Origin of the sequence: Actinoallomurus sp. NPDC052308 (genome assembly GCF_040679195.1) — a bacterium.
GTDB lineage: Bacteria > Actinomycetota > Actinomycetes > Streptosporangiales > Streptosporangiaceae > Actinoallomurus > Actinoallomurus liliacearum.
Genome location: NZ_JBFAUM010000023.1, coordinates 40,880 through 67,200 on the forward strand (window position 1 = coordinate 40,880; position 26,321 = coordinate 67,200).

At 69.8% G+C, this 26,321-nt stretch carries 29 protein-coding genes; 16 read left to right on the plus strand and 13 right to left on the minus strand.

What is annotated here, in order from left to right; genetic code table 11:
* The 3 genes from AB0L00_RS35290 to AB0L00_RS35300 form a co-directional block, all read right to left on the minus strand.
* On the minus strand, positions 1-726 hold the full coding sequence (locus AB0L00_RS35290) for a hypothetical protein (RefSeq protein ID WP_364441613.1): 726 nt from the start codon (positions 724-726) through the stop codon (positions 1-3).
* A complete protein-coding gene (locus tag AB0L00_RS35295; protein ID WP_364441614.1) occupies positions 727-1,389 on the minus strand; it encodes an iron-containing redox enzyme family protein in 663 nt (220 codons plus the stop codon).
* Between the two features lie 72 nt (positions 1,390-1,461).
* Positions 1,462-1,920 carry a PaaI family thioesterase gene (locus AB0L00_RS35300; protein WP_364441616.1) on the minus strand — a complete coding sequence of 153 codons (459 nt, stop codon included), beginning with the start codon at positions 1,918-1,920 and terminating at the stop codon, positions 1,462-1,464.
* A 401-nt stretch (positions 1,921-2,321) separates the two neighbouring features.
* On the opposite strand from AB0L00_RS35300, the gene AB0L00_RS35305 reads away from it, so the two are divergent.
* The 3 genes from AB0L00_RS35305 to AB0L00_RS35315 are packed head-to-tail and all read left to right on the plus strand — an operon-like array spanning position 2,322 to position 4,356.
* Positions 2,322-3,167, plus strand: coding sequence for an alpha/beta hydrolase (locus AB0L00_RS35305; RefSeq protein WP_364441617.1), 846 nt, complete (start codon positions 2,322-2,324; stop codon positions 3,165-3,167).
* A gap of 35 nt (positions 3,168-3,202) precedes the next feature.
* Positions 3,203-3,790: an XRE family transcriptional regulator gene (locus AB0L00_RS35310; protein ID WP_364441619.1), complete on the plus strand. Its 588-nt coding sequence runs from the start codon at positions 3,203-3,205 to the stop codon at positions 3,788-3,790.
* Positions 3,787-4,356, plus strand: a complete 570-nt coding sequence (locus AB0L00_RS35315; protein ID WP_364441621.1) for a GNAT family N-acetyltransferase — start codon at positions 3,787-3,789, stop codon at positions 4,354-4,356. The genes AB0L00_RS35310 and AB0L00_RS35315 overlap by 4 nt, the downstream gene beginning before the upstream one ends.
* Before the next feature lie 31 nt (positions 4,357-4,387).
* On the opposite strand, the gene AB0L00_RS35320 is transcribed toward AB0L00_RS35315, so the two are convergent.
* The 3 genes from AB0L00_RS35320 to AB0L00_RS35330 all read right to left on the minus strand — a co-directional run bounded on the left by AB0L00_RS35320 (position 4,388) and on the right by AB0L00_RS35330 (position 7,299).
* Positions 4,388-5,584: an epoxide hydrolase family protein gene (locus tag AB0L00_RS35320; RefSeq protein WP_364441622.1), complete on the minus strand. Its 1,197-nt coding sequence runs from the start codon at positions 5,582-5,584 to the stop codon at positions 4,388-4,390.
* Between the two features lie 62 nt (positions 5,585-5,646).
* On the minus strand, positions 5,647-6,108 hold the full coding sequence (locus tag AB0L00_RS35325) for a MarR family transcriptional regulator (protein WP_364441624.1): 462 nt from the start codon (positions 6,106-6,108) through the stop codon (positions 5,647-5,649).
* Between the two features lie 18 nt (positions 6,109-6,126).
* Complete coding sequence (locus AB0L00_RS35330; protein ID WP_364441626.1) at positions 6,127-7,299, minus strand: CoA transferase; 1,173 nt, start codon at positions 7,297-7,299, stop codon at positions 6,127-6,129.
* A gap of 124 nt (positions 7,300-7,423) precedes the next feature.
* Here AB0L00_RS35330 and AB0L00_RS35335 point away from each other — a divergent pair, with 124 nt between their 5' ends.
* Positions 7,424-8,059 (plus strand): TetR/AcrR family transcriptional regulator, encoded by a 636-nt coding sequence (locus tag AB0L00_RS35335; protein WP_364441627.1) that lies wholly within the window; start codon positions 7,424-7,426, stop codon positions 8,057-8,059.
* A 51-nt stretch (positions 8,060-8,110) separates the two neighbouring features.
* Here the strand turns inward: AB0L00_RS35335 and AB0L00_RS35340 are convergent, their stop codons facing one another.
* Positions 8,111-9,274 (minus strand): epoxide hydrolase family protein, encoded by a 1,164-nt coding sequence (locus tag AB0L00_RS35340; protein ID WP_364441629.1) that lies wholly within the window; start codon positions 9,272-9,274, stop codon positions 8,111-8,113.
* 129 nt (positions 9,275-9,403) lie between these two features.
* Here AB0L00_RS35340 and AB0L00_RS35345 point away from each other — a divergent pair, with 129 nt between their 5' ends.
* Positions 9,404-10,003, plus strand: coding sequence for a TetR/AcrR family transcriptional regulator (locus tag AB0L00_RS35345; protein WP_364441630.1), 600 nt, complete (start codon positions 9,404-9,406; stop codon positions 10,001-10,003).
* Positions 10,004-10,368: 365 nt separating this feature from the next.
* On the opposite strand, the gene AB0L00_RS35350 is transcribed toward AB0L00_RS35345, so the two are convergent.
* Both AB0L00_RS35350 and AB0L00_RS35355 read right to left on the minus strand, forming a co-directional pair.
* Positions 10,369-11,736, minus strand: a complete 1,368-nt coding sequence (locus AB0L00_RS35350; RefSeq protein WP_364441631.1) for an aspartate aminotransferase family protein — start codon at positions 11,734-11,736, stop codon at positions 10,369-10,371.
* A 14-nt stretch (positions 11,737-11,750) separates the two neighbouring features.
* Positions 11,751-12,254: an Lrp/AsnC family transcriptional regulator gene (locus AB0L00_RS35355; protein ID WP_364441632.1), complete on the minus strand. Its 504-nt coding sequence runs from the start codon at positions 12,252-12,254 to the stop codon at positions 11,751-11,753.
* Between the two features lie 152 nt (positions 12,255-12,406).
* Between AB0L00_RS35355 and AB0L00_RS35360 the strand changes: the two genes are divergently transcribed.
* The 7 genes from AB0L00_RS35360 to AB0L00_RS35390 all read left to right on the plus strand — a co-directional run bounded on the left by AB0L00_RS35360 (position 12,407) and on the right by AB0L00_RS35390 (position 20,052).
* Positions 12,407-13,837, plus strand: a complete 1,431-nt coding sequence (locus AB0L00_RS35360; protein WP_364441633.1) for a gamma-aminobutyraldehyde dehydrogenase — start codon at positions 12,407-12,409, stop codon at positions 13,835-13,837.
* A complete protein-coding gene (locus tag AB0L00_RS35365; RefSeq protein WP_364441634.1) occupies positions 13,834-14,967 on the plus strand; it encodes an ABC transporter ATP-binding protein in 1,134 nt (377 codons plus the stop codon). The genes AB0L00_RS35360 and AB0L00_RS35365 overlap by 4 nt, the downstream gene beginning before the upstream one ends.
* Positions 14,964-16,187, plus strand: a complete 1,224-nt coding sequence (locus AB0L00_RS35370) for a spermidine/putrescine ABC transporter substrate-binding protein (RefSeq protein ID WP_364441635.1) — start codon at positions 14,964-14,966, stop codon at positions 16,185-16,187. Before AB0L00_RS35365 ends, AB0L00_RS35370 begins: the two co-directional genes overlap by 4 nt.
* Before the next feature lie 3 nt (positions 16,188-16,190).
* Entirely contained in the window at positions 16,191-17,045 is an 855-nt protein-coding gene (locus AB0L00_RS35375) for an ABC transporter permease (protein ID WP_364441637.1), read from the plus strand.
* Positions 17,042-17,878: an ABC transporter permease gene (locus tag AB0L00_RS35380; RefSeq protein WP_364441639.1), complete on the plus strand. Its 837-nt coding sequence runs from the start codon at positions 17,042-17,044 to the stop codon at positions 17,876-17,878. The genes AB0L00_RS35375 and AB0L00_RS35380 overlap by 4 nt, the downstream gene beginning before the upstream one ends.
* Positions 17,879-17,885: 7 nt before the next feature.
* A complete protein-coding gene (locus AB0L00_RS35385) occupies positions 17,886-19,283 on the plus strand; it encodes an FAD-dependent oxidoreductase (protein WP_364441641.1) in 1,398 nt (465 codons plus the stop codon).
* 148 nt (positions 19,284-19,431) lie between these two features.
* Positions 19,432-20,052: an ABATE domain-containing protein gene (locus tag AB0L00_RS35390; protein WP_364441642.1), complete on the plus strand. Its 621-nt coding sequence runs from the start codon at positions 19,432-19,434 to the stop codon at positions 20,050-20,052.
* A 127-nt stretch (positions 20,053-20,179) separates the two neighbouring features.
* Here the strand turns inward: AB0L00_RS35390 and AB0L00_RS35395 are convergent, their stop codons facing one another.
* Positions 20,180-20,620 (minus strand): TetR-like C-terminal domain-containing protein, encoded by a 441-nt coding sequence (locus tag AB0L00_RS35395; RefSeq protein ID WP_364441644.1) that lies wholly within the window; start codon positions 20,618-20,620, stop codon positions 20,180-20,182.
* A 192-nt stretch (positions 20,621-20,812) separates the two neighbouring features.
* Here AB0L00_RS35395 and AB0L00_RS35400 point away from each other — a divergent pair, with 192 nt between their 5' ends.
* Positions 20,813-21,052 carry a hypothetical protein gene (locus AB0L00_RS35400; protein WP_364441646.1) on the plus strand — a complete coding sequence of 80 codons (240 nt, stop codon included), beginning with the start codon at positions 20,813-20,815 and terminating at the stop codon, positions 21,050-21,052.
* Positions 21,053-21,366: 314 nt separating this feature from the next.
* Here AB0L00_RS35400 and AB0L00_RS35405 read toward each other — a convergent pair whose 3' ends face one another.
* Positions 21,367-22,305: an alpha/beta hydrolase gene (locus AB0L00_RS35405; protein ID WP_364441648.1), complete on the minus strand. Its 939-nt coding sequence runs from the start codon at positions 22,303-22,305 to the stop codon at positions 21,367-21,369.
* A gap of 235 nt (positions 22,306-22,540) precedes the next feature.
* Between AB0L00_RS35405 and AB0L00_RS35410 the strand changes: the two genes are divergently transcribed.
* Positions 22,541-23,182 carry a TetR/AcrR family transcriptional regulator gene (locus AB0L00_RS35410; RefSeq protein WP_364441649.1) on the plus strand — a complete coding sequence of 214 codons (642 nt, stop codon included), beginning with the start codon at positions 22,541-22,543 and terminating at the stop codon, positions 23,180-23,182.
* Here AB0L00_RS35410 and AB0L00_RS35415 read toward each other — a convergent pair.
* Positions 23,179-24,147, minus strand: coding sequence for a helix-turn-helix domain-containing protein (locus tag AB0L00_RS35415; protein ID WP_364441651.1), 969 nt, complete (start codon positions 24,145-24,147; stop codon positions 23,179-23,181). The genes AB0L00_RS35410 and AB0L00_RS35415 overlap by 4 nt on opposite strands.
* A gap of 231 nt (positions 24,148-24,378) precedes the next feature.
* On the opposite strand from AB0L00_RS35415, the gene AB0L00_RS35420 reads away from it, so the two are divergent.
* Positions 24,379-24,864, plus strand: a complete 486-nt coding sequence (locus tag AB0L00_RS35420) for a hypothetical protein (RefSeq protein WP_364441653.1) — start codon at positions 24,379-24,381, stop codon at positions 24,862-24,864.
* 103 nt (positions 24,865-24,967) lie between these two features.
* Positions 24,968-25,147, plus strand: a complete 180-nt coding sequence (locus AB0L00_RS35425; RefSeq protein WP_364441655.1) for a hypothetical protein — start codon at positions 24,968-24,970, stop codon at positions 25,145-25,147.
* 67 nt (positions 25,148-25,214) lie between these two features.
* On the opposite strand, the gene AB0L00_RS35430 is transcribed toward AB0L00_RS35425, so the two are convergent.
* Positions 25,215-26,288 carry a tyrosine-type recombinase/integrase gene (locus AB0L00_RS35430; RefSeq protein ID WP_364441656.1) on the minus strand — a complete coding sequence of 358 codons (1,074 nt, stop codon included), beginning with the start codon at positions 26,286-26,288 and terminating at the stop codon, positions 25,215-25,217.
* Between the last annotated feature and the right edge of the window lie 33 nt (positions 26,289-26,321).

The window sequence follows — 26,321 nt, forward strand, 5'->3', positions numbered from 1 at the left end:
TCACACGCTCCCGAACTCGTCCGTCGCGCGCAGGGCCGACCGTTTCACGTCGGCGGCGATCCTCTTCATCGTGACCTTCCGGTGGAAGTAGTGGTAGCTGCGGGCGAGGGCGTAGTCGATGTGCTCCCTGCGGTCCGTCCTGAAGTAGGTGACGTAGTCGCAGATCGCCGAATCCCCCAGCAGGTGCAGCGGCTCGTGGCGGACCGGGAGCGTGCCGAAGTCGACGAACAGCGGAAGGACCTCGTGCCGGACGAGGCCGGCGACGAAGTCGAAGCCCTTCGCGTGCGACAGCAGCGCGCAGTTCTTCAGGATGACGCCCAGCAGGAGGTCGCCCTGGTAGGTCTGCTCCACCGCGACGTTGTTGACCTGGAGGATCTTCTTGCCGGACGCCCCGGGGATCGTCCGGTGGAAGACCGAGTCCGGGGCGACCGGGGTCAGTCGGAAGATGGCCACCGCCTCGTCGCGGAAGGTCACCTTGTAACAGCTCGACGCACTGCTCGGCAGGAAGTCCGCGCTGTAGAGCCCGAGCGGCTTGAGCGCCTTCTCCAGGAACTCCCGGTACTCGTCGTGCTCGTGCACGTCCTCGATCTCGTGGGTCCGGTACTTGCGCACCTCCCGCAGGACCGTCTCATCCTCGGGGGCGGCCACCAGGGTGATCGGGGACGTCACGTCGTGGTTGGCGAGGATCGCGTCGTCTTCCAGGTGAAGACCGTCGTACGTGATCATCTAACAGGCGGCGCTCAGCACGTCGCGGAACATCTGGCCGTAGTAGTGGATCGTCATCCGCCTGCCCTGGACGACCTCGTCGAGGTCGGAGTCCCTGACCAGCAGGCCGTCGACGGCCTGCTTGACGTCCTCGATGTGCCGGGCGTCGAGCCCGGCGTGGCTCTTGATGAAGGTCACCTGGCCGCGTTCCAGGCCGTACTGCTGCTTGAGCGTGTCCGCGACCACCTTGCCCAGGCCCGCGCCGAGCCCTTCGGTCAGGCTCGCCACCCCGAGGATGCCCAGCGGGCTTCCGTAGGTCGCCATGTAGTAGTTCTGCGCGACCAGGGCCCAGGAGCCGGGCATCGGCGGGACGGACAGGACCCGGTCGACGTCCTCACCGAGGTTCTTCAGGTCCTTGACGCAGAAAAGGTCATGGTTGTTCTCCTCGCGGGCCTGCTCGAAGAACCAGTCCCGCAGCCCGCGGTAGTCGTCGCCGAGGCGGGCCCCTGCCAGCGACAGCATCCGGGAGGTGTGCCGGACCATGTGGTACGTCTCGCGCAGATAGCCGATGTAGTGCTCACGCTTCATTTCGCCGCCGAGGACGAGTTCGATCAACGGGTTGTTCTCGATCTCGCTCTTGAACTCTCGCTCGGTCGCGGTCAGCAGTTCGTCGAAATTGCTCATGCGCGGCGTTCCATCCTTCGGGGGACTCGCTGGGGCGGGCGAGAAAGGTGAGGTTTGCGGGACTCCGGGCCGCTAGTGCGGTCCGGCGTCGTAGTTCGGGCCGTGCGGGAAGGGCGACAGGCGGTAGGTGCCGATCGCTCGGGCCAGTGTGCGGCCGGCCCCGTCCGAAAGCCGTGCCTCGAGGAAAGCGGAACTATTGCCCATTGAGGTGATGTGGCCTTCACCGAAGACCGTTCCCACCAGAACCGGCTTGATGAAGTCCGTGGACATCGAAATGGTCATGGGCAGGAATCGCGCGTCGGTGAGCCCCACAATGGCCGAGCCCATGCATTCGTCGAGCATGGCCACGATGAATCCGCCATGAACGGTTCCGGCGGGATTCGTGAAAGCCTCAGTGGCGGTGAACGACAGATGGATCGAATCCGACTGCTTGTCGAGTTTCAGAAGCGTCCAGTCGATCAGCGCCGCGACCTGCGGTCGATCGCCCAGGCGGTCGAAGACCGTCTCTTCTGTCGTGTTGATTTCAGGCACGCACGAGTCGCTTTCGTTGATACCTCAACGGGCCTCGACCGTCGAGGCCCGTCTGCTCGGAATTACGAACAACGAGGCACCGGGCCTCGTCCGACAGGGTTAATGACTTCATGGTCCTTGTCAAGTCAACGGCGTTCCCCATCCGTCCACTCTGTGTACGCGCCCGGTGGCCGAACGCCTCGGCTGTGGCGAATGTCGACGGTTTCGACGAATTCAACGACGCCGGTGGAACGCATGCCGCCCGATTCAGTGCGGTATCCCGTGTTTTACAGGTGGGCCGAATCACGAATTCCGGCCGGGCGTCGTGGCCGGTCGCGGCGCGGCCACCGGCAGGTCCGGGCTCAAGCGGAGCGGAACATTCGTTCAAGACGCCGACGTGCGCCGGCGGCGACAGTCGGCTCATGACCATTCCTGACGGGAAACCGCACGTGAACGGCGGCGCCGAGGCCACCGAGGGTTCGATCCTGCCCCTGGACGACGGCGACATGTACGTGTGCCAGGACGGCCCCCGCGACGCCCCGCCACTGCTCCTCGTCCACGGCTCCGCCGCGTCGACCCGCTCGTGGGACTCGCTGGTCCCGTTGCTGACCGAGTCCCATCGCGTCATCCGGATCGACCTGCTCGGGTGCGGCCGGTCGGCCGCACCGGCCGGCGGCGGCTACGGGCCCCCCGAGCAGGGACGCCGGGTCGGCGCGGCGCTGGACCGGCTCGGCGTCGAGCACGCCGTGATCGTCGGCCATTCCGCCGGAGGCCTGGTCGCCACCGCCCTCGCCGAGCAGCGACCCGACCTGGTGACCGCGCTCGTGCTCATCAACACCGGACCCGGCATGGACGCCCTCATCGCGACGGAGACCGCCGCCATCGGACCCTCGCAGTGGCCTCCGACCGATGAGCAGATCCGCCAGTTCGGGAGCACCGCCTTCAGCCGCGAGGGCTTCCAGTTCCCGCAAGAGTTCGTGGACGAGGTGCGCGCCATGCCCTACCACGCGTTCGCCGCGGCGATGCAGGCCCCCCGCGACTACCTGAGGCAGCGAGTGCTCCCGGAGCGGCTGGCCGTCCTCGGCAAACCACTGCAGGTGATCTTCGGTGACCAGGACCGTCGATGGCGGCCATCGTCCGCCGCCGACTACCGCGCCGTTCCGGACGCGAGAGTCGAGATGCTGTCCGGCGTCGGACACACGCCGATACTGGAGGACCCGACGCGGACCGCCGAACTCCTCCTGGCCTTCACCGCGATCCACACCTAGGCGCGCGATCCCGAATATGGGATATCATCCCGAATATGGGACAGGACTCGGTGGAGGAGGCCGGGCCGGGCGGAGTGGACGCCCGGCTGGCGGCCCGGCTGGCGGAGCTGCGCGTCGAGGGCGGCTGGTCGCTGGAGGAGCTGGCACGGCGGACGGGGGTGAGCCGATCGACCCTGTCCCGGTTGGAGCGGGGCGAGATCAGTCCCACCGCCGCCCTGCTCGGCAGGCTGTGCGCCGCGTACGAGCGGACGATGTCACGCCTCCTCGCCGAGGTCGAGGCCGACCCTCCCCAGCTCGTACGCGCCGGTGAGCAGACCGTGTGGCGGGACGAGGAGTCGGGTTTCACCCGGCGGTCGGTGTCGCCCCCGCACCCCGGCCTGCGCGGCGAGGCCATCGAGGGGCTGCTGCGCCCGGGCGCGGACATCTCCTACGACGGACCGCCGGTTCCCGGCCTGGAGCAGCACATCTGGGTGCTCGACGGAGGCCTGGAGGTCGGCGCGAACGGTCACACGTACGAGCTGCGCGAAGGCGACTGCCTGCGGTTCCGGTTGTGGGGCCGGTCGCGGTTCCGCTGCCTCGGCACCGAGTCGGTCCGCTACGCCCTCCTGGTGGTCCTACCGTGACGTCCTCCCCCTCTCCCCCGCCGCCGGACGGTGAAGGAGCGCGCCCGACGCGGACCATCATCCGCCTGTCCGCCGCCGAGTTCACCGCCCACGTGCCGGACCTGGCCGAGCTCCTGCTGGACGCCGTCGCCGGCGGTCACTCCCTCGGCTTCGTGGACCCGTTCGAGCGTGGCGCCGCGCTCGACTTCTGGCGGGCCCGCACCCCGGCCGTGGCCGACGGGAATCTGCTCGTCTGGGCCTGCCGCGGTCCGCAGGGCCTCGAGGGGACCGTCAGCCTCGCCGTTGAGCGAAAGCCCAACGGCCGGCACCGCGCCGAGGTCGTCAAGCTGATGGTCCACCGCGCCGCGCGGGGCCGGGGGCTGGGCCGGGCGCTGCTGACGACCGCCGAGCGGTCGGCCGCCGCGCTCGGCGCGACGCTCCTGCTCCTGGACACCGAGACCGGCAGTGTCGCCGAGAGCCTCTACGTCGCGGCCGGCTGGACGCGGTACGGCATCGTCCCGGACTACGCGGTCGACCCGTCGGGCGCGCTGCGCGACTGCAGTTTCTTCTACAAGCGCCTGGCATGAGCCCCGCCGCGAGCGACCGGAGCGGGCGGGCTCACGGGCGACCGTTCGCCGGACGGAGGGTCCGGAAGAACGCGCGGATGTCGCCGACCAGCAGGTCGGGCTGTTCCATCGCGGCGAAGTGCCCGCCCCGGTCGTACTCCGTCCAGCGCACGATGGTGTTCGTCCGTTCGGCGATGTGCCGCAGCGGGATGAAGTTGTCGTGGGGGAAGACGGCCAGGGCGGTCGGCGCGGTCGACGGCTCGGGCGGCCGGCCCCAGTAGTCCGCGTGCGCCCGCTCGTAGTAGATCCGGGCGGAGGATCCGGCGGTCCCGGTCAGCCAGTACAGCATCACGTTGGTCAGCAGCTGGTCGCGGTCCACGGCGTCCTCGGGCCGGTCCCGGGAGTCCGTCCACTCCTTGAACTTCTCCACGATCCAGGCCAGCTGGCCGACCGGGGAGTCGGTCAGGGCGTAGGCGAGGGTCTGGGGACGCGTCGACTGGATCGCCGCGTACCCGATGCTCTCCCGCTCCCACGCCTGGGTGCGCCGCCACGAGGCCATGGCGCGGTCGCGTTCGGCCGGGGACAGCGCGGCCCGCTCGTCGGGCTCTTCGGTGGCGGCCCCGCCGGGCAGCAGGTTCAGGTGGACGCCGATGATCTCCTCGGGGCGGGTCCGGCCGAGTTCGCGGGAGACGACCGCGCCCCAGTCACCGCCCTGCGCGCCGTAGCGCCGGTAGCCGAGGCGGCGCATCAGCTCGGCGAACGCGGCCGCGATCCGCTTGAACTCCCAGCCCGTCTGGCGCGTCGGCCCGGACAGACCGAACCCGGGGATGCCGGGGATGACGAGGTGGAAAGCGTCGGCCGGGTCGCCGCCGTGCGCTCGCGGGTCCGACAGCGGGCCGGCGATCTCGGTGAACTCCGCGATCGATCCCGGCCAGCCGTGCGTGATGACCAGCGGGACGGCGTCCGGCTCCGGGGAGCGGACGTGGGCGAAGTGGATGGTCGCCCCATCGATGGTGGTGGTGAACTGCGGCCAGGCGTTCAGCCGTGCCTCGGCGGCCCGCCAGTCGAACTCGTTCCGCCAGTACCGTACGAGCTCGCGCAGGTACTCCCCCGGTACGCCATAGGCCCAGCCGACGCCGGGCAGCTCGTCCGGCCAGCGGGTGCGGTCCAGGCGCGCGTGCAGGTCGTCCAGGTCGACCTGGGGAATGTCGATGCGGTACGGGCGGATGTTCTCATCGGCAGTCGTCACCCGGTCATGCTAGAGAAACGGCCACGACGAGGTGGGGCAGGGCGGCCCGCGCAGGGCCGGGGTCACCGTGCGGCACGCCCCCGGTCACGGCCGAGCTCGGCCAGGCGGATCAGGGCGGGCAGCGCCTCGGCGATCGCCTGCCGCTCCTCGGGGGCCAGCCGGGCGACCAGCGGGATCAGGTGGCCGGTCCGGTCGGCGTGGCGGGACCGGCAGATCCGCCGGCCCGCCTCGGTGATGTGCACGAGGACGACGCGGCCGTCGCCCGGGTCGGGGCGGCGCTCGACCAGCCCCTCCCGCTCGAGCCGGGTGACCAGCTGGGTGACGCCGGGCTGGGTGATCTGCTCGGTCCTGGCCAGGTCGGTCAGCCGCATCGGGCTGTCGCCGTACGCGAGGGTGTCCAGCACCGACAGGGTCGTGAACGGCAGCTTCTCCAGCGTGGGCAGCCGGATGTAGAAGCGGTTGAAATCCTCGATCGCCGTCGTGAAGGCGGCCACGTCCAGGTCGTCGTTCGCGGTGTCGTCCACGGCCGCCAGCTTAGGAGGTCACGCCGCACCGCTCGGCGGGAGGAGTTCGTCGTTGTGCCGGCCCAGGGCCGGGGTCGGCGTGGTGCCGGCCGGGGTGAAGCCGTCGTAGCGGGCCGGGGTGCGGATGACGGTCTCGGTGCGTTCGCCGTCGGTGACCGTGACGGCGAGCTGATTCTCGGCGAATTGCGGCGAACTGACCACCTCCCTCCATGTTTGTACGCGCGTGGCCATCAGCCCGGCCCGTTCGAAGATCTCCACCCACTCGGCGGCGGCATGCGCGCGGAGCGCCGCGGTCAACTCGGCGGTGAGTTCTCGCCGATGGAGGCCGCGTTGCCGCTGGTCGGCGAACCGGGGATCGGCCGGCAGATCGGGGCGGCCGAGCACCTCGGTCAGCTTCTTCCAGTGCTTGGGCACATACGCGGCCAGCACGAGGTAATTGCCGTCGCCGCACCGGAAGGCGCCGCTGGGTTCGGTCGCGAACGGGCTCCGGCCGTCGGTGGGCCTGGGGGTGTTCGAAGCGGTGTTGGCCGCCATGGTGAGGCTGTTGGACTGCAGACTGCACGCCACGTCGTACATGGCGACGCGTACGACGTCCGCGACGCCGTGCCGCTCACGGTTCAGCAGGGCGGCGAGGACGGCCTGAGCCAGGACGTGCCCGGTGGCCGCGTCGACGATCGTGGAGCGCACGAACTCGGGCGTGCCGTCGCCGGACCGGAGGCCGGTCACCAGACCCGACTCGGCCTGGATCATCATGTCGATGCAGGGCCGCCGCCCCACCGGGCCGTAACCGCCGTATCCGGACAGCGCCGCGTAGACCAGCCGGGGGTTGCGGGCCCGCAAGGTCTCGGGGCCCAGGCCGAGCCGGTCCATCACCCCGGGCCGGAAGCCGTCCAGGACGACGTCGGCGGTGTCGGCCAGAGCCAGCGCCTGCCGCAGTCCCTCCTCGGACTTGAGGTCGATCACGACGGACTTCTTGCCGCGGTTGTTGGGCAGGAAGTACGGCGCCACGTGCTCGAGGCCGGGGCGGCTCGAGGTGATCCGGCGGGCGGCCTCGCCGCCGGGTGCCTCGACCTTGATGACCTCGGCGCCGAGGTCGGCGAGCACGGTGCCGGCCAGCGGACCGGCCACGTTCTGGGTGAAGTCCAGGACCCGGAAGCCGTCGAGCGGGCGGTGGGCGGGGGAAGCGGTCATGGTGACTCCCAGTCGGAGCTGTTGCCCCGGCGCTGATAATAGACTCTACCGGTCTGAAAATACGATGGGAGTATGTCCCTGCGCGACGCCGCGTACAAGGCGGCACGAGACGAGGGGCGGGGCCATGGCTGAGAGCACCGCGTCCGTCCGCGGCCGGCCGCGTGACCCCGATTTCGAGGACCGGGTCTTCGACGCCGTCATCGCGCTGTACGCCCGAGGCGGTCTGGAAGCGGTGAGCCTCGGCGCCGTCGCCCGCGAGGCCCGCGTCGGGAAGGCCTCGCTCTACCTGCGCTGGCCCGACAAGGAGGCTCTGCTCGTCGACGCGCTGAAGGCGCGGATCGTCCTGGACACCCACATCGACACCGGCGATCTGCGAGCCGACCTGCGCCGCCTCGCCGAGCAGATGCTCCTCCTGCTGTGGAGCGACGCCGGCCTCGCCTACATGCGCCGGATCGTGGACTCCTCCGTGCACCCGGAGGTCTTCGGCACCCCGCACCGGGAGGGCAGCCCGACCGTCCTAGCCGCACGGCGACTGGTGCGGGGCGCCGTCGCCCGCGGCGAACTGCCCGAGGGCACGAGCCCGACCATTCTGATGGACATGCTCTTCGGCGCCGCCATGATGCACGCCACCGTCACGCCCGCCGGCATGCGCGACGCCGCCCGCGCGAACGCCGCCGACTACCTGGACGCCCTGGTCGAGACCATCCTCGCCGGGGTCACGGGCACCAGGCCTGAGGCCTCGGCGGCCGGCGACCCATAGCCGAGAGCCGCTGACCGAGGCGATCGCCTCGGATAGGGATGCGGCCGGAAGTCAGGAACGAAGGGTGCGCAGGCCGGTGCGGATTTCGCTGACCAGGATCTCGGGCTGTTCCAAGGCCGCGAAGTGCCCGCCCTTGTCGGCCTCGCCGTAGTGGATCAGATTGCTGTAGGTGTCTTCGATCCAGCTTCGTGGCAGGCGTGGGATGTCCCTCGGGAAGACGGTCACCGCGACCGGAAGCGTCAGCTTCGGGCCGGCGAAAGTGAGCGATTTGTTCTCCCAGTAGATGCGGCCGGACGACGCTGCGCTGTTGGTGAACCAGTAGAGGGATATCGCGTCGAGCATGTCGTCCATGCTGAGGGCGTCCTCGGCGAGCCCACGGTTGTCGGTCTTGGACTGGAACTTCTCGTAGATCCAGGCTGCCTGACCAGCGGGAGAGTCCGCCAGGGCGAATCCGACAGTCTCCGGCTTCGTGCCCTGAAGGTGGTTCGACCCACCGAGATCGCCGGTGTAGAGGGCGAGGGTCTCCACGGCGTAGCGCTGTTCGGGCGACAAGGTGTCGGGTATCTGTGCGGGAAAGGCGTACTGGGTGTTCAGATGAATTCCGAGAAGCCCCTCAGGTTGCATGGCTCCGAGGGCGGTGGTGACGACGGCACCCCAATCGCCGCCTTGCGCGGCCCATCTCGTGTAGCCGAGACGCTTCATCAGCTCCACCCACGCGCTTGCGATGCGCGATACAGTCCACCCGGTCTCCGTGGGCTTCTGGGAGAACCCGAACCCGGGGAGCGACGGGACGACGACGTCGAATGAATCGGCGGCGTCTCCTCCGAACGAAACCGGATCGATCAGCGGGCCGATCAGCTTCAGGAACTCGACGATCGAGCCCGGCCATCCGTGCGTGAGTATCAGCGGCATCGCGTTGGGATTCTTGGACCTGACGTGGATGAAGTGGATGTCTAGCCCATCAATCTCGGTCAGGAATTGGGGGAAGCGATTAAGCTCGGACTCGAAGCGCCGCCAGTCGTAGCCGCGCTCCCAGTAGTCGACCAGAGATCTGGCGTTCTCTACGCGAACCCCTTGCGACCAGTCGCCCACCGTTTCCGGATCCGGCCATCGGGTTCTGGCCAGTCGCTGCTTCACGTCGTCGATCTCCGAATCCGGGATCGAGACGGTGAACGGGCGGACGAGGGTCGAGATCGGCGGCGTCGGTGCGGTCATTGCCTTCTTCTCTTCTCCTGAGCTTCGAAGCGCAGCGCAACTCTCCGTTGCACACTGGTGTGCAGCCTACTTCCCTGCACACTGATGTGCAGTGTGATTCATTGCACACTGATGTGCAACAATGGTGTTGTGCCCACCGAGTCCTCCCGTGTGCGCTCGATGAACGAGACACGCGATCGCATCCTCGACGTCGCCCTCGACGTGCTTGGAGACAACCCCGACGCCGGAATGGGCGACATCGCCTCCGCTGCCGGCGTCGTCCGTCGCACCGTCTATGGCCATTTCCCCTCGCGGCTCGACCTGGTTCGGACACTCACGGAACGGGCCGTCACCGAGATGACGGCCGTGCTCACCGAGGTCAACGCCTCCGACGCAGAAGCGGACGCGACATGGGTCGAATTCATCGCCCGCGTCTGGCCGGTGACGCACCGGTACCGAGTGCTGCTGGCGCTGCGCCGCGGCGAGTACGGCGAGGCGATCCACGGTCTGCTCGGGCCAGTCGATGAGCTCCTCGCCGACCTCGTGAAACGGGGCCAGGACAGCGACGTGTTCGCACAGCACCTGCCGGCAGGCATTCTGAGCCAGGTTGCCTACGGCGTCGTGTTCGCCATCGCGGACAGCGACCTGTCGAACGGGACCCTCGGCGCCCGAGCAGCGACGATCACGAGCCTGCTGATGCTGGGAGTTCCCGAGACGCGCGCAATCGCTCTCGTGGGCGACCAGCCCTGACCCGCGTTCGCAGAAGTCCTCTCAAGCGCGACAAGACCATCGGCGGCGCCGGCGTCACCGACGACGACATGCTGTCCATGGCCCTCCACCTGTGCGACCAAGAGATGAGCCTGCGCGACATCGCCAGGAAGCTCATCATCACCACCGGCACGAAAAGGGCCAGCACCCCTTGCCTGCCACCGTCATGCGGATGCTGCGCGAGCATGACGAGAAGGCCACCACGGCGGCGAGCGCGTGATCGGCGAAGCCATCGCCGAGGTCACTGGCATCCTCGCCGCGCCCCGCTCACTGAGGGCGGCCCCTTTCTGGCGTATTCCGGCTGACCCCCGGATAGGTCGTTCGGATCCTGTCGGTGCTCAGGCCGCTCAGGCCCGGTCGCAGAGCCGGGACCAGGCCTCGGTCAGCGCCTCGCGCAGGATGCGTTCGATCTCGTCGAAGTGCTCCTGGCCGCAGATGAGCGGCGGGGCCAGCTGGATCACCGGGTCGCCGCGGTCGTCGGCCCGGCAGATCAGGCCGGCGTCGAACAGCGCGGAGGACAGGAAGCCCCGCAGCAGCCACTCGGACTCGGCGGCGTCGAAGGTCTCGCGGGTGTCCTTGTCCTTGACGAGCTCGATGCCGTAGAAGTAGCCCGCCCCGCGGATCTCTCCCACGATCGGCAGGTCGGTCAGCTTCTCCAGCGTGGCGCGGAAGGCGGCCTCGTTGCCCCGGACGTGCTGGAGGACCCTCTCCTTCTCGAACAGGTCGAGGTTGGCGAGGGCGACCGCGGTGGAGACGGGGTGCCCGGCGAAGGTGATGCCGTGCAGGAAGGTGTCCGGGCCGTCGGCGAACGGCTCGACGAGGCGGTCGCTGACCATCATGCCGCCCAGCGGCGAGTAGCCGGAGGTGACGCCCTTGGCGAAGGTGATGATGTCGGGCTGGTAGCCGTACCGCTCGGAGCCGAAGTAGTGGCCGAGCCGCCCGAACGCGCAGATCACCTCGTCGGAGACCAGGAGCACGCCGTACTTGTCGCAGATCGCGCGGACCCGCTCGAAGTAGCCGGGGGGCGGCGGGAAGCAGCCGCCCGCGTTCTGCACCGGCTCGAGGAAGACGGCGGCCACCGACTCGGGGCCCTCCCGCAGGATGGCCCGCTCGATCTCGTCGGCCGCCCACTGCCCGAACCGCTGCGGGGAGTCGCCGTACTCGGGCGCGCGGTAGAAGTTGGTGTTGGGCACGCGGACCGAGCCCGGCACCAGCGGCTCGAACGGGTGCTTGATCGGCGCCAGGCCGGTGATCGACAACGCGCCCATGGAGGTGCCGTGGTAGGCGATGTCGCGGCTGATCACCTTGTAGCGGCCGTGCTGCCCGACCAGCTTGAAGTAGTTGCGGGCCAGCTTCCACGCCGACTCGACGGCCTCCGAGCCGCTGGCCGTGAAGAAGACGCGGTTCAGGTCGCCGGGGGCCAGAGCGGCGAGCCGCTCGGCCAGCTCGATCGCACTCGGGTGGGCGTAGGACCACAGCGGGAAGTACGCCAGCTCCCCGGCCTGAGCGCCCGCGGCGTCGGCGAGCTCGCGGCGACCGTGCCCGAGCTGGGAGACGAACAGGCCCGACAGCCCGTCGAGGTAGCGTCGGCCCTTGTCGTCGTAGACGTAGGCGCCCTCCCCGCGCACGATGACGGGCACGTCGGCGTCCTTGTAGGACGACAACCGGGTGAAGTGCATCCACAGATGGCGCTTGGCGGCGTCCTGGAGGTTCATGAGTCTGCCTTCTCTCAGCGGGTTCCCCACGCGTAGGTCTGCTTGCGGAGCTTGAGGTAGACGAAGCTCTCGGTGCCGGCGACCCCGGGCACCGCCCGGATCCGGCCGAGGACGTGGAGGAGGTGGTCGTCGCTCTCGCACACGATCTCGACCAGCAGGTCGAAGGACCCGGCGGTGATCACGACGTAGTCGATCTCGTCGAAGTCGGCGAGCGCGTCGGCGACGGTCTCCAGGTCACCCTCGCATCGGACGCCGATCATGGCCTGCCGGAAGAAGCCGAGCGAGAGCGGGTCGGTGACCGCGACGATCTGCATCACGCCCGATTCCAGCAGCCGCTGGACGCGCTGCCGCACGGCCGCCTCGGACAGCCCCACCGCCTTGCCCAGCGCGGCGTACGAGCTGCGGCCGTCCGCCTGGAGCAGCTCGATCAGCTTCTTGGACGTCTCGTCGAGATGGTTGTTGCCCGTGCGCCGTCCGTTACCCACCGGCCGTGCGGGGGGTCCTTGATCGTCGGTCATCGCGGCCTCCTTGCTGCGACATCGTGGCAGATCAGGCCCGTAAGTCAAGGATTTCGTCGTGCAATCTGATCGTAACAACGGAATCGCTTGTTTTGGGAGATTTGTTCTGTCATGGTCGGCACATCACAGCCTGTACAGCCCGGAGGCCGACCGTGATCTTGCGGAACTTCGTGGGCGGCGAGCACGTCGATGCCAAGGACGGCCGCACGTCCGATGTGATCGATCCCAGCACCGGGGAGCCGTACGCCCAGGCGCCGTTGTCGGGGCCCGCGGACGTCGACGCCGCCATGACCGCCGCCGCGGCGGCGTTCGAGGAGTGGCGCGATGCCACGCCGGGTGAGCGAAGTCTGGCGCTCCTACGGATGGCCGACGCCATCGAGGCCCGGGCCGAGGACCTCGTCCAGGCCGAGTGCCGCAACACCGGCAAGCCGCTGCAGCTCACCCGGGACGAGGAGGTCGGCCCCATGGTCGACGAGTTCCGGTTCTTCGCCGGCTGCGCCCGGCTGCTGGAGGGACGGTCGGCCGGGGAGTACATGACCGACCACACCTCAATGATCCGCCGCGAGCCGATCGGCGTCTGCGCCCAGGTCACGCCGTGGAACTACCCGATGGTCATGGCGACCTGGAAGATCGCGCCGGCGCTGGCGGCCGGCAACACGGTCGTGCTCAAACCGTCCGACACCACGCCCGTCACCACCCTCATGCTCGCCGAGATCGCCGCGGAGTTCCTGCCGCCCGGCGTGCTCAACGTGATCTGCGGCGACCGGGACACGGGGCGTGAGCTGGTCGGCCATCCGATCCCCCAGATGATCTCGGTCACCGGCTCGGTACGGGCCGGCATGCAGGTCGCCCGGCAGGCCGCCGGCTCCCTGAAGAAGGTCCACCTCGAACTCGGCGGCAAGGCGCCGGTGCTCGTCTTCGACGACGCCGACGTCGCGAAGACCGCCCAGGGCATCGCCGAGGCCGGATACTTCAACGCCGGCCAGGACTGCACCGCGGCCACCCGCGTGCTGGCCACCCCCGGCGTCTACGACGACCTCGTCGCCGCGCTCGCCGAGCGGGCGAAGGCCACGAAGGTCGGCCCGCCGAGCGACGAGGACGCCTTCTACGGCCCGCTGAACAACGCGAACCAGCTCGACCGCGTCACCCGGTTCCTCGAACGGGCGCCCGCGCACGCCGAGGTCGTGACCGGCGGCGAGCGCGTCGGCGACCGCGGCTACTTCTACGCCCCCACCGTCGTCACCGGCCTCGGCCAGGACGACGAGATGGTGCAGAGCGAGATCTTCGGCCCGGTCATCACGGTGCAGCGCGTCGCCGACGAGGACGAGGCGGTGAACATGGCGAACGGCGTGCCCTACGGGTTGGCCGCCAGCGTGTGGACCCGCGACCACGGCCGGGCGATGCGCATGTCCAAGCGGCTCGACTTCGGCGCGGTCTGGATCAACACCCACATCCCGTTCGTCTCCGAGATGCCGCACGGCGGCTTCAAACACTCCGGCTACGGCAAGGACCTGTCGATGTACGGCTTCGAGGACTACACGCGGATCAAGCACGTCATGAGCTACATCGGAGCCGGCGAATGACCGAGCTGCGAGAGACCGAGGCCGGGGCCGCCGCGAAGATCGCCGCGATCGAACTGCGCGGCGTCGTCAAGAGCTTTCAGTCCCACGGCGAGACCGTCACCGCCGTCCGGGGCGTCGACCTGTCCATCGCCGGGGGCGAGTTCTTCTCGCTGCTGGGCCCGTCCGGGTGCGGCAAGACGACGACCATGCGCATGATCGCTGGGTTCGACGAGCCCACCGAGGGACAGATCATCCTGCACGGCGGCGATGTGGTGGGCGTGCCCCCGAACCGCCGTGACATCAACATGGTCTTCCAGTCCTACGCGCTGTTCCCGCACATGAGCGTGTTCGAGAACGTCGCGTTCGGGCTGCGCCGCAAGAACACCCCCAAGGACGAGGTGACCCGCCGGGTCGGGGAGATGCTGGAGATCGTGGACCTCACGGGCCGGGAGAAACGCCGGCCGCGCGAGCTGTCCGGCGGCCAGCAGCAGCGGGTCGCGCTGGCACGTGCGCTGGTCAACCGCCCTCGGGCGTTGCTCCTGGACGAGCCGCTCGGCGCGCTGGACCTCAAGCTCCGTCAGGCGATGCAGGTCGAGCTCAAGCGCATCCAGCGTGAGGTCGGCATCACCTTCGTCTATGTCACCCACGACCAGGGCGAGGCGCTGACGATGTCGGACCGCATCGCGGTCATGAACGAGGGCGTCATCGAGCAGCTCGGCCCGCCCCGGCAGGTCTACGAACGGCCCGCCACCGCGTTCGTCGCCGGATTCATCGGCACCTCGAACGTCCTGTCCGGCACCGTCGCCGGCACCGACGGCGACACCGCGGTCATCGAGCCGGGCCCCGGCGAGCGGATCCTCGTGCCGCACGCGAAGCCCGCGGCCGGCGGCACCGTCGAACTGACCGTACGGCCCGAGAAGATCGCCATCGGGCTGCATCCCCCCGACGGGGAGGTCTGCGCGCTGCGCGGCACCGTGACCGAGGTCGTCTACCTCGGCACGTTCACGAACTACACGGTCCGCACGTCCACCGGCGCCGAGGTCGTGGTCTTCCTGCAGAACGCCTCTTCCGCGGACGACGTCGCCGTGTCCGGGGACACCGTCTGGCTCTCCTGGGAGCCCCGCCACTCCTACGCGATCGGAACAGAATGAACGACATCGACCCGGCGTTCCTACGCGGCATGACCCGGAGCCGGCGCGACGCGTTGCGGCTGTTCGGCCTGGCCGGCGCCGGCCTCGGCCTCGCCGCGTGCGGCGTCAAGGGCCAGAAGGCGGCCCCGGCCAAGCAGAGCGACGTCCAGAAGTACTGGAACGGCAAGACCAAGCACGGCCACGTGAACTTCGCCAACTGGCCGCTGTACATGGACAAGGGCCGTACCCCGCTGAAGCAGTTCACCAAGGAGACCGGCATCGCGGTGACCTACCGCGAGGTCATCCAGGACGACCCGTCGTGGTTCGGCAAGATCCAGCCGCAGCTGCAGGCGAATCAGTCGATCGGGTACGACCTGATGGTCATCACCAACGGAGTGTCGTTCACCAAGCTCACCGAGCTCGGCTACCTCGTACCGCTGGACCACGCGAAGCTGCCGAACTTCACCAAGAACGCCGGCGCCGCGTACAAGAACGAGTCCTTCGATCCCGGCAACGTCTACAGCGTCCCGTACCAGACCGGGATCACCGGAATCGCCTACGACCCGACGAAGACCGGCCGCGAGATCACCAGCCTCGCCGACCTGTGGGACCCGAAGTTCAAGGGCAAGGTCGGGATGCTGTCCGACATCCAGGAGATCGGCAACTTCGGGATGATGGCGGTCGGCGTGAACCCGGAGAAGTCCACGCCGGACGACTGGAAGAAGGCCGGCGCCAAGCTGCAGGAGCAGAAGGCCCAGGGGATCGTCCGCAAGTACTTCGACCAGGACTACATCGACGCGCTCACCCGCGGCGACATCTGGCTGTCCATGGCCTACTCCGGCGACATCTTCCAGCAGAACCTGTCGGAGAAGTCGAACCTGAAGTTCGTCATCCCGCAGGAGGGCGGCACGATTTGGACCGACAACCTGACGATCCCGAAGACCGCCGAGAACCCGGTCGACGCCATCACGCTGATGGACTACTTCTACCGGCCGGATGTCGCCGCCCAGCTCGCCGAGATCGTCAGCTACGTGACGCCGGTCCCGGGCGCCAAGGACGTTCTCGCGGCCGAGGCCGCCAAGGCCACCGGCGCGCGGCAGAAGACGCTCCAGACGCTGGCGGCCAGCCCGCTGATCTTCCCCTCTGACGCCGACTACGCCCGGCTCCGGCACTACCGGAAGATGACGACGGCGGAGGAACAGCAGTACAACACGGTGTTCCAGCAGATCACGGCGGGGTGACCGATGCGCAGACGCCTCGCGCCGTACCTGCTCGTCCTGCCCGGCGGGCTCTGGCTCGCGATCTTCTTCGTGCTGCCGATGGTCGTCATGCTGTCGTTCTCGCTGATGCAGGGCGACGTCGTGAACGGCTTCCAGCTCACCTGGCACTGGCAGAACTACACCGACAGCCTGTCGGCCTACGCCGACCAGCTGGTCCGCTCCCTCGTGTACGGCCTGCTCGCGACGGCGGCGTGCGTCCTGCTCGCCTACCCGGCCGCGTACTGGATCGCCTTCCGCGGCGGTACGCGGAAGTCGACGTACCTGTTCCTGATGCTGCTGCCGTTCTTCGTGTCGTTCGTGCTGCGGACGTTCTCCTGGAAGTTCCTGCTGGCCGACGACGGCATCGTCCTGGGCCCGCTGAAGCACGCCGGGCTGCTGCCGCAGGACTTCCACGTGCTCGCCACCGGCTTCGCCGTCGTGGCCGGCCTGACCTACAACTACCTGCCGTTCATGGTGTTGCCGATCTACGTCGCGCTGGAGCGGGTGGACCCGCGGCTGATCGAGGCGGCGCAGGACCTGTACGCCGGCCGGGCGCAGGCGTTCCTGCGCGTGGTGCTGCCGCTGTCGGTGCCGGGGGTGTTCGCGGGCGTGCTGATGACGTTCGTCCCGGTCAGCGCCGACTACGTCAACGCGACGGTGCTGGGCGGCACGAACAACACGATGATCGGCAACGTCATCCAGAACCTCTATCTGGTGAACAACGACTACCCCCAGGCGGCGGCGCTGTCGTTCGCGCTGATGGCCATCCTGCTGCTCGGGATCTTCGCGTACGCGCGGGCGCTGGGCACCGAGGACGTATTGGAGGTGGCGGCCCGATGAGCGCAACCGTGACGGAGGCTGAGGCCGGGCCAACGGTCCGCGCACGGCGGGGCCGGGGCCGCTGGGGCGACCAAATCCTGTACGCCTACACCTGCGCGATCGTCGCCTGGCTGTGCCTGCCGATCGCCGTGATGATCGCGTTCGGGTTCAACGACGCCAAGGGGCGTCTCAACCTGACGTGGCAGGGCTTCACGGTCAAGTGGTACGGGAAGCTGTTCGCGGTTCCGGACCTGACCACGGCGCTGGTGAACTCGCTGACGATCGCGATCCTGGCCGCGCTCGGCGCGACGGTCCTCGGCACGCTGATCGGCCTGGCCCTGGGGCGTTACCGGTTCCGCGGCCAGGGCGCGCTGAATCTCGTGCAGTTCGCGGCGATCTCCGCCCCGGAGACCGTGATGGGCGCGTCCCTGCTGTCGTTCTTCGTCCAGTCGGGCGTGGGCCGGGGCTACCTGACGATCCTCGTCTCGCACATCATGTTCTCGCTGTCGTTCGTGGCGGTCACCGTACGGGCGCGGGTGCTCACCCTCGACCCGTTCGTGGAGGAGGCGGCACGCGACCTGGGAGCGAGCGGCTGGACGACGTTCCGGCTCGTCACTCTGCCCATGATCTTTCCCGCGGTGCTGGCCGGCGGGCTGCTGGCGTTCGCCCTGTCCATCGACGACTTCATCATCACGAGCTTCAACAGCGGTTCCACCCTGACGTTCCCGCTGTGGATCTGGGGTGCGCAGAAACAGGGGCTTCCGCCGCAGGTCAACGTCATGGGGACGTTGATCTTCCTGGCGGGCGTCCTCCTCGCGGTGGGCAACGCGGTGCTCGCCCGCAGGCGGCGGTGATCCGGCGATGAACGTCCTGGCGGCCCTGGCCGAGGCCGAGCCCACTCCGTACTGGCTGACGGACCCGGCGGCGCCCGAACCCGCGCCGGCCCTGGTCGGCTCGACCTCCTGCGATCTGGCCGTGGTCGGCGCGGGCTACACCGGCCTGTGGACGGCGCTGCGCGCCAAGGAGCGCGATCCGTCCCTGGACGTCGTCATCGTCGAGGCGGACGTGGCCGGCGGCGCCGCGTCCGGCCGTAACGGCGGGTTCTGCGCGGCGAGCCTCACCCATGGGCTCGGCAACGGCCTGGCCCGCTGGCGTGCGGAGATGCCCGTGCTCGAGCGGCTCGGCCGGGAGAACCTCGACGGAATCGAGGACACGGTGCGGCGCCACGGCATCGACTGCGACTTCGAGCGCACCGGTGAGCTGAACGTCGCGACGGAGGACTGGCAGCTCGCCGATCTGCGGACGCTGGCCGAGGAGTCCGCGGCCCTCGGCCGGCCCGCCGAACTCCTGGACGCCGACGCCGTCCAGGCGGAGATCGCGTCGCCCACCTACAAGGGCGGGCTGTGGGACCGGGACGGCGTCGCGATGGTGCACCCGGCCAAGCTCGCCTGGGGACTGCGGCGGGCCTGCCTCGCGGCCGGTGTCCGGCTGTACGAGCGCACGCCCGTCGACGCGGTCGAGGCCGAGCAGCACGGCCGGCTGCGGCTGCGCACCCCGTACGGCTCCGTCGACGCGGCGAGGGTCGCGGTCGGCACCGGCGCGTTCGCGGGGCCGCTGCGTCGCCTGCGGCACTTCGCCGTTCCGGTCTACGACTACGCGCTGGTCACCGAGCCGCTGTCCGCCGACCGGCTCGCGTCGATCGGCTGGCGCAACCGCCAGGGAGTCGGCGACGGCGGGAACCGGTTCCACTACTACCGGCTCACCGCGGACGGCCGGATCCTGTGGGGCGGCTACGACGCCATCTACCACTTCGGCGGTGGGGTCTCGTCGGCGCTGGAACGCCGCCCGCAGACGTTCGCGACGCTCGCCCGGCACTTCTTCGCGACGTTCCCGCAGCTGGAAGGGGTGCGCTTCAGCCACGCCTGGGGCGGCATGATCGACACGTGCAGCCGCTTCTGCGCCTTCTACGGCACGGCGTACGGCGGCCGGCTGGCGTACGCGGCCGGCTACACCGGCCTCGGCGTCGGAGCCACGCGGTTCGGGGCCGACGTCATGCTCGACCTGCTGTCCGGGGCGGACACCGAGCGCACCCGGCTCGAGATGGTGCGCTCCCGGCCCGTGCCGTTCCCACCGGAGCCGCTCCGCTACGGCGTCATCCAGCTCACCCGCTGGTCGCTCGCCCGCGCCGACCAGCACCAGGGCCGCCGCAACCTGTGGCTGCGCACCCTGGACCACCTGGGCGTCGGCTTCGACTCCTGACCGGCCGTACGTCCGCCTCGGCCAGGGCAGGCGGCCCTGCGCCGGACGACGAGCTCGACCGCGGCCTTGTCGGGAGCGGTAGGCGGAGTGCGGGTTTTCGAACGGAAGCAGCCGCTGGCAACCGTTAGAGGTGCGTTAGGGTGCGGCCATGGACACGAGCGCGCCGCTGCTCGGCGAACCGCTGCCCATCGAGTTGATGAACACGGTGTGGGGCGACCGCGGCGGCGTGCACGACGCGCTCGACGGGCCGGCCGGCGCCGAGGCGTGGCTGCGGGCCGTCCTCCCCCGCATCGAGCCGATGACCGCGTCCGACCTCGACGCCCTGTCGAAGGAGGACCTCGACCACCTGGCCCGGCGGCTGCTCGGACTGCGCGACGCCCTGCGGCGGCTCGCGGCCGAGGCCACCGGCGATCCGCGACCGGCGGCGGCCGCTCCGATCCGGGAGCTGGGGGCCGCCGTCGCCGTGGTCAACGAGGCCGCCCGCGCCGTACCACGGTGGTCGGCGCTGACGTGGACGCCCGGCGAGGCACCGGGCCGCCTCACCCACGCCGACGGGCGGGCGGCCGACGCGGCGGTCTCGGCCATCGCCGAGGAGGCCGTCGACCTGTTCGGCCGGCCCGACCGGCTGCGGCTACGCGCCTGCCTGGCCCCCGGCTGCGTCCTGTACTTCCGCAAGGACCACCCGCGCCGCGAATGGTGCTCCGCGGCCTGCGGCAACCGGGCTCGCGCCGCGCGCCACTACCGGCGCCACCGCCACCCGGCCTCCTGAGGCCGGGACCATCTCGGCCTTCTTCCGATCCGCTGTCTCACGGCCGGCCTCGAAGGCCGACGCATGCGCTCCCTGATTCGAGCGGCCCTCGTACCGGCGATCGGCACCGGCGCATCCGTCCTGTTGTTCAACGGTCTTCCTCGTCGGCGGAGAAGGTCCGAGTCAGCAGAGGCACGAGCAGGTTGTCCACCAGGTCGGCCAGGAAGTCGTGGCCGAGCGGCCGGCCGAGGATCATCCGGCGCATGACCTGGCCCTCGGCCACCTGATGCGCCAGCCGGGTCGATGTACAGGCGGACACCTCGCCACGGGCCACCGCGCGCTCCCCGACCGTCCGGAACGGTCCCCGATCCTCATCCGCGACGTGCGAGCGCAGGCTCTCGGCCAGTTCGGCGTCAGTCCGCATCGCGTGGATCAGCCCGGTCATCATGGTCAGGTACCGGTCGTCGACCTGATCGCACAGTAGGTTCAGGGCTGCCAGCAAGTCACCCCGCAGTGTGCCGGTGGACGGGATCGCGGTGACGTGCTCGGCGTCGCGCGCGTCCAGCGCGGCCTTGACGAGCTGCGCCAAGACGGAGATCGAGGGGCGTGCCGGTGCGGTGACCTCCAGAGGCGGGACGACGATCGCATTCCTCAGCCATGGGCACGGACCCGGGCTGGTGGTGATCCCCGGGAACAACCGGCGCGCGCACCACTACGGGGTCCTGGCACAGAGGCTGTCGGATACGTACACCTGCTGCAGAACGGCAAGCGCGTCGCGGCGATGGCGACCTTCCTCAAGGGCACCCGCCTGACTCCCATCGGGGACGCGCCGACGCCCGTGTTCCGCGCGCTGGCGTTCTTGCTGCTGCGCGGGGCCGACGGGCACGACACGTCGGCGATGATGGCGACGACTCCCGCCGAAATCGGCGAGATCGCCCGTCTGGACTCCGACGGCACCAGGTACGCGGGCATCGCATCCCCGACGTTGCTGATGGGCGGCGAGAAGTCGCCCCCTATCTGACCGGTGTGCTCCCCCGCCTGGCAGGAGTGATCCCCGACGCCCGACACGTGATCTTGCGTGGGCTGGACCACAACGCCCCCGATCTGAACGCGCCTCACGTGGTCGCCGAGCGGATCCGCGCCTTCACCCAGGTGCGGCTTCCCAAAGAGCGACCCCAGTAGCAGGGACAACCCGTGTCGAGCCCGCACGCAGGACCGGGTTCCAGGTACGGGCGGATCTAAAGCGGGTGTTCTTCCTCGATGATGAGGACCGGGCGGCCGCTCGTGACTTCGCGCGGACCGGGGCGGTGCGCAGTCGGGCAGGTTTGACCGGTGTCAGTCGCCGTCGAGGATGAAATCGGCTATAGCGGCAGCGACGGCTTCGGGCTGCTCATCGGGGATGAAGTGTCCAGCGTCGGGCACGACGACTCCGGTGGCGTCGTCGGCCCATGGGCTGATGGAGGCGGCCATGTCCGGGATGGAGCCGTGGCTGCTGGAGATTCCGAGGATGGGCACGGTCAGGTGCTGCCGCTTGAGCGCCTCGTGGTTCTTGCGCGCCGACTCGGCGGCGCCTCGGTAGTAGGCGAGGGAGGCGCGGAGGCCGCCGTCGACGGCGACGGCCGCTGCGTAGTGGTCGAGCTCGGCGTCGTCGAACGTGTCGGGAGAGAGGGCCTTCATCTTCAGGAACCAGCCGACGTAGTCCCGTTCGCGGCCGGTAAGCAGCGTCTCGGGCAGGTCGGGCACAAGGTGGAACGCGAAATGCCAGGTCTTCCACGCCCGATCCGGGTCGGTGGGAATCGCTTCCGGGAGGGTGATGCCGGGAATTCCGGCGTCGAGCAGAGCGACCCCGCGCAGTTGGCTCTCGAATTGAAGGGCGAGGGAGAAAGCGACCCAGGCGCCGATGTCGTGGGCGACCAGCCAGTAAGTCGACACTCCGAGAGCCTTCACGGCGGCGTGGACGTGCGCGGCGACCGTATGCGTGTCGTAGCTGCGCTCCGGACGCTCGGAGTGGCCCTGACCCGGCAGGTCGATCGCGATGACGTGGAACCGGCCGGCGAGGCTGGGCATCACCTTCCGCCAGGCCCACCAGGTCTGCGGGAATCCGGCGAGCAGGACAACAGCCGGGCCGGTCGGCCGGCCGCCTTCGACGGCATGAAGGCGGACGCCGTCCGCGTCGACCCAGCGGTGAGTGAATCCCGCCAGGTCGTGCAGGGGCAGGCCGCGGACAGGGTTACTTTCGCAGACGTGCCAAGCGCTCGTCGCAGGGTCAGTCACGGGGATCCTCCCATCGGTGTCAGGGGCGCTGGTTCGGTGCTTCGCCCGAGGGTTGGGCCCACGAGCGCGGTACGGATGACGAGAGCGGCCAGCGCGGTGCTCGAAATCCGGGTCCCGAGAGGGGCGCCCGGCCATGACCATGCTTGGAGGCTAGCACGTCTTGAACTGATCAGTTCAAGATAGAATGGCGCGCAGCGCAGCCCGAGACATCGACACACCGGCAAGGAAGTGCCACGTGGCAGGCAAGAAGCAGTTCGACATGGACACGGCGCTTGACGCCGCGATGATCCAGTTTTGGCGCGCCGGCTACTCCGACACCTCAGTGGACGATCTGTCCCGGGCAACCGGCCTGAACCGCAGCTCCATCTACTCCTCGCTCGGCGACAAGGACACGCTCTTCCTGCGCTGCTTGGATCGCTATGCCGCGCGCTACGGCGACAAGTACGACGACGCCCTGTCGTGTGCAGCCTCGGAGCCTCTTACAGCCGTTCGTGCGTTCTTCGACGTCACCCTCGAGCGCATCGCCGATCCCGAACTGCCGGATGGATGCCTGGTCGCCCAATCGGCCATGGCAATCCCGGCGCTGAGCCCGAGCGTCGCGGCGCACGCGAAGGAGGCGCTGGGCTTCCAGCGCTTGCGTCTACGCGCCGCACTGAAGGCCGGCCGATTGACCGACCAGGACGCCGAGGCCTTCGCTGAACACGTGGCGGCCGTGAACCAGTCTCTCGCCGTCATGAGCAGAGCCGGGGCGAGCCCGGCGCAGCTCCTGGCCATCGTGGGCGTAACCGTCGACGCGCTCTCACAGGCGTTGCGCACGCGCGACCAGCGCCCCAGGGCGACATCAGCCGAACCGACCACCCGCGAAGTACGGGACTAGCCGCCCGAGCCAGGGCCGCGTCGGCGGGACCTGCGGAACGCGGACCGGTAGGCGTTCGGGGTCGTACCGGCGACACGCTTGAAGCGTTCCCGGAAGGCCGTGGCGGATCCGAAGCCCGCCTGGACGGCGATCCGCTCCACGGAGTGGTCGGTGTGCTCGAGCAGGTACTGCGCCCGTCTGACCCGAGCGCGCAGCAGCCACTGCAGCGGTGTCGTGCCGGTGTGCTCGCGGAAGCGGCGGCTGAAGGTGCGGGTGCTCATACCGCAGCGAGCGGCCATGACCTCCAGGGTGAGGTCTTCTCCGAGGTGGTCCTCGATCCAGGTCAGCGTCGGCTCGAGCAGCGAACCGCGGGGCACCGGATGCTGCTCGTGGACGATGTACTGCGCCTGGCCGCCCTCGCGTTCCAGGGGGGTGACGGCCAGGCGGGCCGCGTCCGCCGCGATGGCCGAGCCCAGATCGCGGCGGACCATGTGCAGGCACAGGTCCAGTCCCGCGGACGCGCCGGCCGAGGTGAGGAACTGCCCGTTGTCCACGTAGAGCACGTCGGGCCGCACGTCGACCTTCGGGAACATCTCGGCGAACAGCTTCGCCGCGGTCCAGTGCGTGGTCGCGGCCAGACCGTCCAGCAGCCCGGTGGCGGCCAGCGTGAAGGCGCCGCCGCAGATCGAGGCGATGCGGGTGCCGCGAGCGGCCGCGTCGTGCAGCGCCTCCAGCGCGGTGGCCGGTGGCGGCTCCGCGGTCTCGCTACCGGGGACGATGATCGTGTCGGCGTCCGCGAGAGCGTCCAGCCCCCACGGCGGGTGGATGGTGAAGATCTCGGTCGCCACCTGCGGCTGCGTTCCGCACACCTGCACCCGATAAGGACGACGCCCGTCCGGCAGGCGGACCCGGCCGAACACCTCCACCGGAATGGCCATGTCGAAGACCACCGTCTGATCCAGCACCAGGATCGCCACCGTATGCACGAGCGCAGCGTACGCCGAGTTCCGGCCAACGGGTGGCCGTGCGCCAGGTCGGCGGCAGAAGGGATTTCGCAGTTCAGCGAGTTGGCGAGAAGTCGTTGGAAACTGTCGATCCAGCCTGTGGCCGGGACCTGCGAGGTCTCCTAGCGTGAGCGCGGCAGGCGACCTCGGGCCCGTCCCGATGAGTGCCTGACCCGTTTCCCTCCCCCACACCGAGAGCCCACATACACGGCGATGACCAAGATCCTCCTTATCCTCCACGTACTCGCGGCGGTCATCGCCGTGGGACCCGTGACCGTCGCGGGCAGCATGTTCCCCGCCGCGGCCCGTAAGGCGGCCGGCGCACCCGACGCGACCGAAGCGGTCGCCGCCGTACGCCTCCTGCACCGCATCTGCCGGGTCTACGCCGTCGTCGGCCTGGCCGTCCCCGTGTTCGGCTTCGCGACCGCCGGCAGCCTGCACGTCCTGGGCACTGCCTGGCTGATCGTGTCGATCGTGCTGACCGGCGTGGCCGCCCTCGTGCTCGCGCTGCTGGTCCTCCCGGCTCAGGAGAACGTCCTCGCCGGCCTGGCCGGCACCGGTTCCGGAGTCGCGGCGGCGGCACGGCCCGAGCCCGCGCGGATCAAACGGCTGGCCATGCTGACCGGCGTCTTCAACCTGCTGTGGGCCACGGTCACCGTCCTGATGATCGTGCGCCCCGGCTCGACCACGGGAGTGTGACCCCATCGCCGCACCCACCGCATCGACGCCACGGCCGACCCGGAGGCCGCTGCGCGTCTCCGCGACCGTCGAGCTGGTCAGCCTCGCCGTCCTGCTCCTCAACATGGCGACGGTGGACGTCGCCGGAATCGCCGCGCTCTTCGGCCCCGTCCACGGCATCGCCTGGCTGTTCGGCATCTTCGCCGCCTGGCGCGACCCGTGTCGGACCACGGGGATCGTGGTGTGCGCCGCCATCCCCGGCATCGGCGGCATGCTCGCACTGCGCGCGCTCGACCGCGCCTGAGCGTGGTACCGAGTCGAGGGGGCATGGGCCAGACCCCACCGGGAGGTGCTCGGCTACATCCGCGCGGTCAGGGCAGGCGCAACCGGTCGACGGCGTCGCGGCGCTGCCGTTCGGGGCGGCGGTCATAACGCGCCGTGGTGGCCGGAGAGGCGTGACCGACGAGCTGCTGGGCGGTGGCCAGATCGACTCCGGCGTCCAGCAACTCGCCGATGAAGGTACGGCGGAAGTCGTGCGGCGTGTGCGACGGGACGCCCGCCTGCGCCAGCCGGCGGGCGAGGATGCCGGCGATCGCCTGGCCCGTGGGATGGGCCAGGGCCCCGTCCCGGATCCGGCAGCGGCCGACCCTGCTGATCGGCGGGAACAACGCTCCGGGCCCACGGCCGCGAACGGCGATCCACGCGTCCAGGCGGGTCGCCGCCTCGACCGTCACGAAGACGAGCCGCTCCTTGTCGCGCTTGCCACGTACCCGCAGGGACCGCTCCGCCGGGTCGTAGTCGCCGATCGCCAGCCCGGCGATCTCTCCGCGTCGCGCGCCGGTGGTGTACAGGGCGGCGAGCAGCGCGGCGTCACGCCGCCCGGCCGGTGAGGGGTCGGCGTCGCACACGGCCAGCGCCGCGCCCAGGGAGCGGTCCGGGATGTGGTGACCGCGCGGCAGCCGGGCCCCCTCCACCGACTTCAGGTCGACGGCACGCTGATAGTCCTCGGCGGTCATCAGCCCGAGCCGCCAGCACTCGCGCAGGACCTGCCGCAAGGCCACCAGGTGCTTGTTGATCGATGACGGCGAGTAGGCCGGCCGCCCGTCCTCACTCGTCCTGGCGCGCAGTTCGGCGCGGATGCGCGTCGTGTGCTCGTAGCGGAGCAGCCACCACGGGCGCCCGGCCCCGGTCACGGTGTCGTCCATGGCGATGATCCGGGCGATACGGTCCAGGCAGCCGCGCATCGTCCGCCGCGACTGCTCGCTGTCGAGCCGGTCCAGATAGACGCGGTACGGGTCGCGCTCGGGCTCGTACGCCGCCGGCAGACCGGGAGCCCCCCAGTCGTGCAGGGCGCGCCCGTCGGTCGGTGACAGCCGGGCCGGTGTGCCGGCCGGGTGGATCCGATGAGGGATCGGTGCGCTCGCCTGAGGTTCGTCTTCGGTCATCGGCTGACCATCCTGTCATCCAACGGCGGCCTT

Coding starts and splice junctions, on each gene's coding strand:
- AB0L00_RS35295 (WP_364441614.1), bottom strand. CDS start 1,389: ATGAGCAATTTCGACGAACTGCTGACCGCGACCGAGCGAGAGTTCAAG.
- AB0L00_RS35420 (WP_364441653.1), top strand. CDS start 24,379: ATGACCAAGATCCTCCTTATCCTCCACGTACTCGCGGCGGTCATCGCC.
- AB0L00_RS35340 (WP_364441629.1), bottom strand. CDS start 9,274: ATGACCGCACCGACGCCGCCGATCTCGACCCTCGTCCGCCCGTTCACC.
- AB0L00_RS35430 (WP_364441656.1), bottom strand. CDS start 26,288: ATGACCGAAGACGAACCTCAGGCGAGCGCACCGATCCCTCATCGGATC.
- AB0L00_RS35350 (WP_364441631.1), bottom strand. CDS start 11,736: ATGAACCTCCAGGACGCCGCCAAGCGCCATCTGTGGATGCACTTCACC.
- AB0L00_RS35380 (WP_364441639.1), top strand. CDS start 17,042: ATGAGCGCAACCGTGACGGAGGCTGAGGCCGGGCCAACGGTCCGCGCA.
- AB0L00_RS35355 (WP_364441632.1), bottom strand. CDS start 12,254: ATGACCGACGATCAAGGACCCCCCGCACGGCCGGTGGGTAACGGACGG.
- AB0L00_RS35330 (WP_364441626.1), bottom strand. CDS start 7,299: ATGACCGCTTCCCCCGCCCACCGCCCGCTCGACGGCTTCCGGGTCCTG.
- AB0L00_RS35370 (WP_364441635.1), top strand. CDS start 14,964: ATGAACGACATCGACCCGGCGTTCCTACGCGGCATGACCCGGAGCCGG.
- AB0L00_RS35375 (WP_364441637.1), top strand. CDS start 16,191: ATGCGCAGACGCCTCGCGCCGTACCTGCTCGTCCTGCCCGGCGGGCTC.
- AB0L00_RS35400 (WP_364441646.1), top strand. CDS start 20,813: ATGGCGACCTTCCTCAAGGGCACCCGCCTGACTCCCATCGGGGACGCG.
- AB0L00_RS35310 (WP_364441619.1), top strand. CDS start 3,203: ATGGGACAGGACTCGGTGGAGGAGGCCGGGCCGGGCGGAGTGGACGCC.
- AB0L00_RS35290 (WP_364441613.1), bottom strand. CDS start 726: ATGATCACGTACGACGGTCTTCACCTGGAAGACGACGCGATCCTCGCC.
- AB0L00_RS35425 (WP_364441655.1), top strand. CDS start 24,968: ATGGCGACGGTGGACGTCGCCGGAATCGCCGCGCTCTTCGGCCCCGTC.
- AB0L00_RS35385 (WP_364441641.1), top strand. CDS start 17,886: ATGAACGTCCTGGCGGCCCTGGCCGAGGCCGAGCCCACTCCGTACTGG.
- AB0L00_RS35305 (WP_364441617.1), top strand. CDS start 2,322: ATGACCATTCCTGACGGGAAACCGCACGTGAACGGCGGCGCCGAGGCC.
- AB0L00_RS35365 (WP_364441634.1), top strand. CDS start 13,834: ATGACCGAGCTGCGAGAGACCGAGGCCGGGGCCGCCGCGAAGATCGCC.
- AB0L00_RS35390 (WP_364441642.1), top strand. CDS start 19,432: ATGGACACGAGCGCGCCGCTGCTCGGCGAACCGCTGCCCATCGAGTTG.
- AB0L00_RS35335 (WP_364441627.1), top strand. CDS start 7,424: ATGGCTGAGAGCACCGCGTCCGTCCGCGGCCGGCCGCGTGACCCCGAT.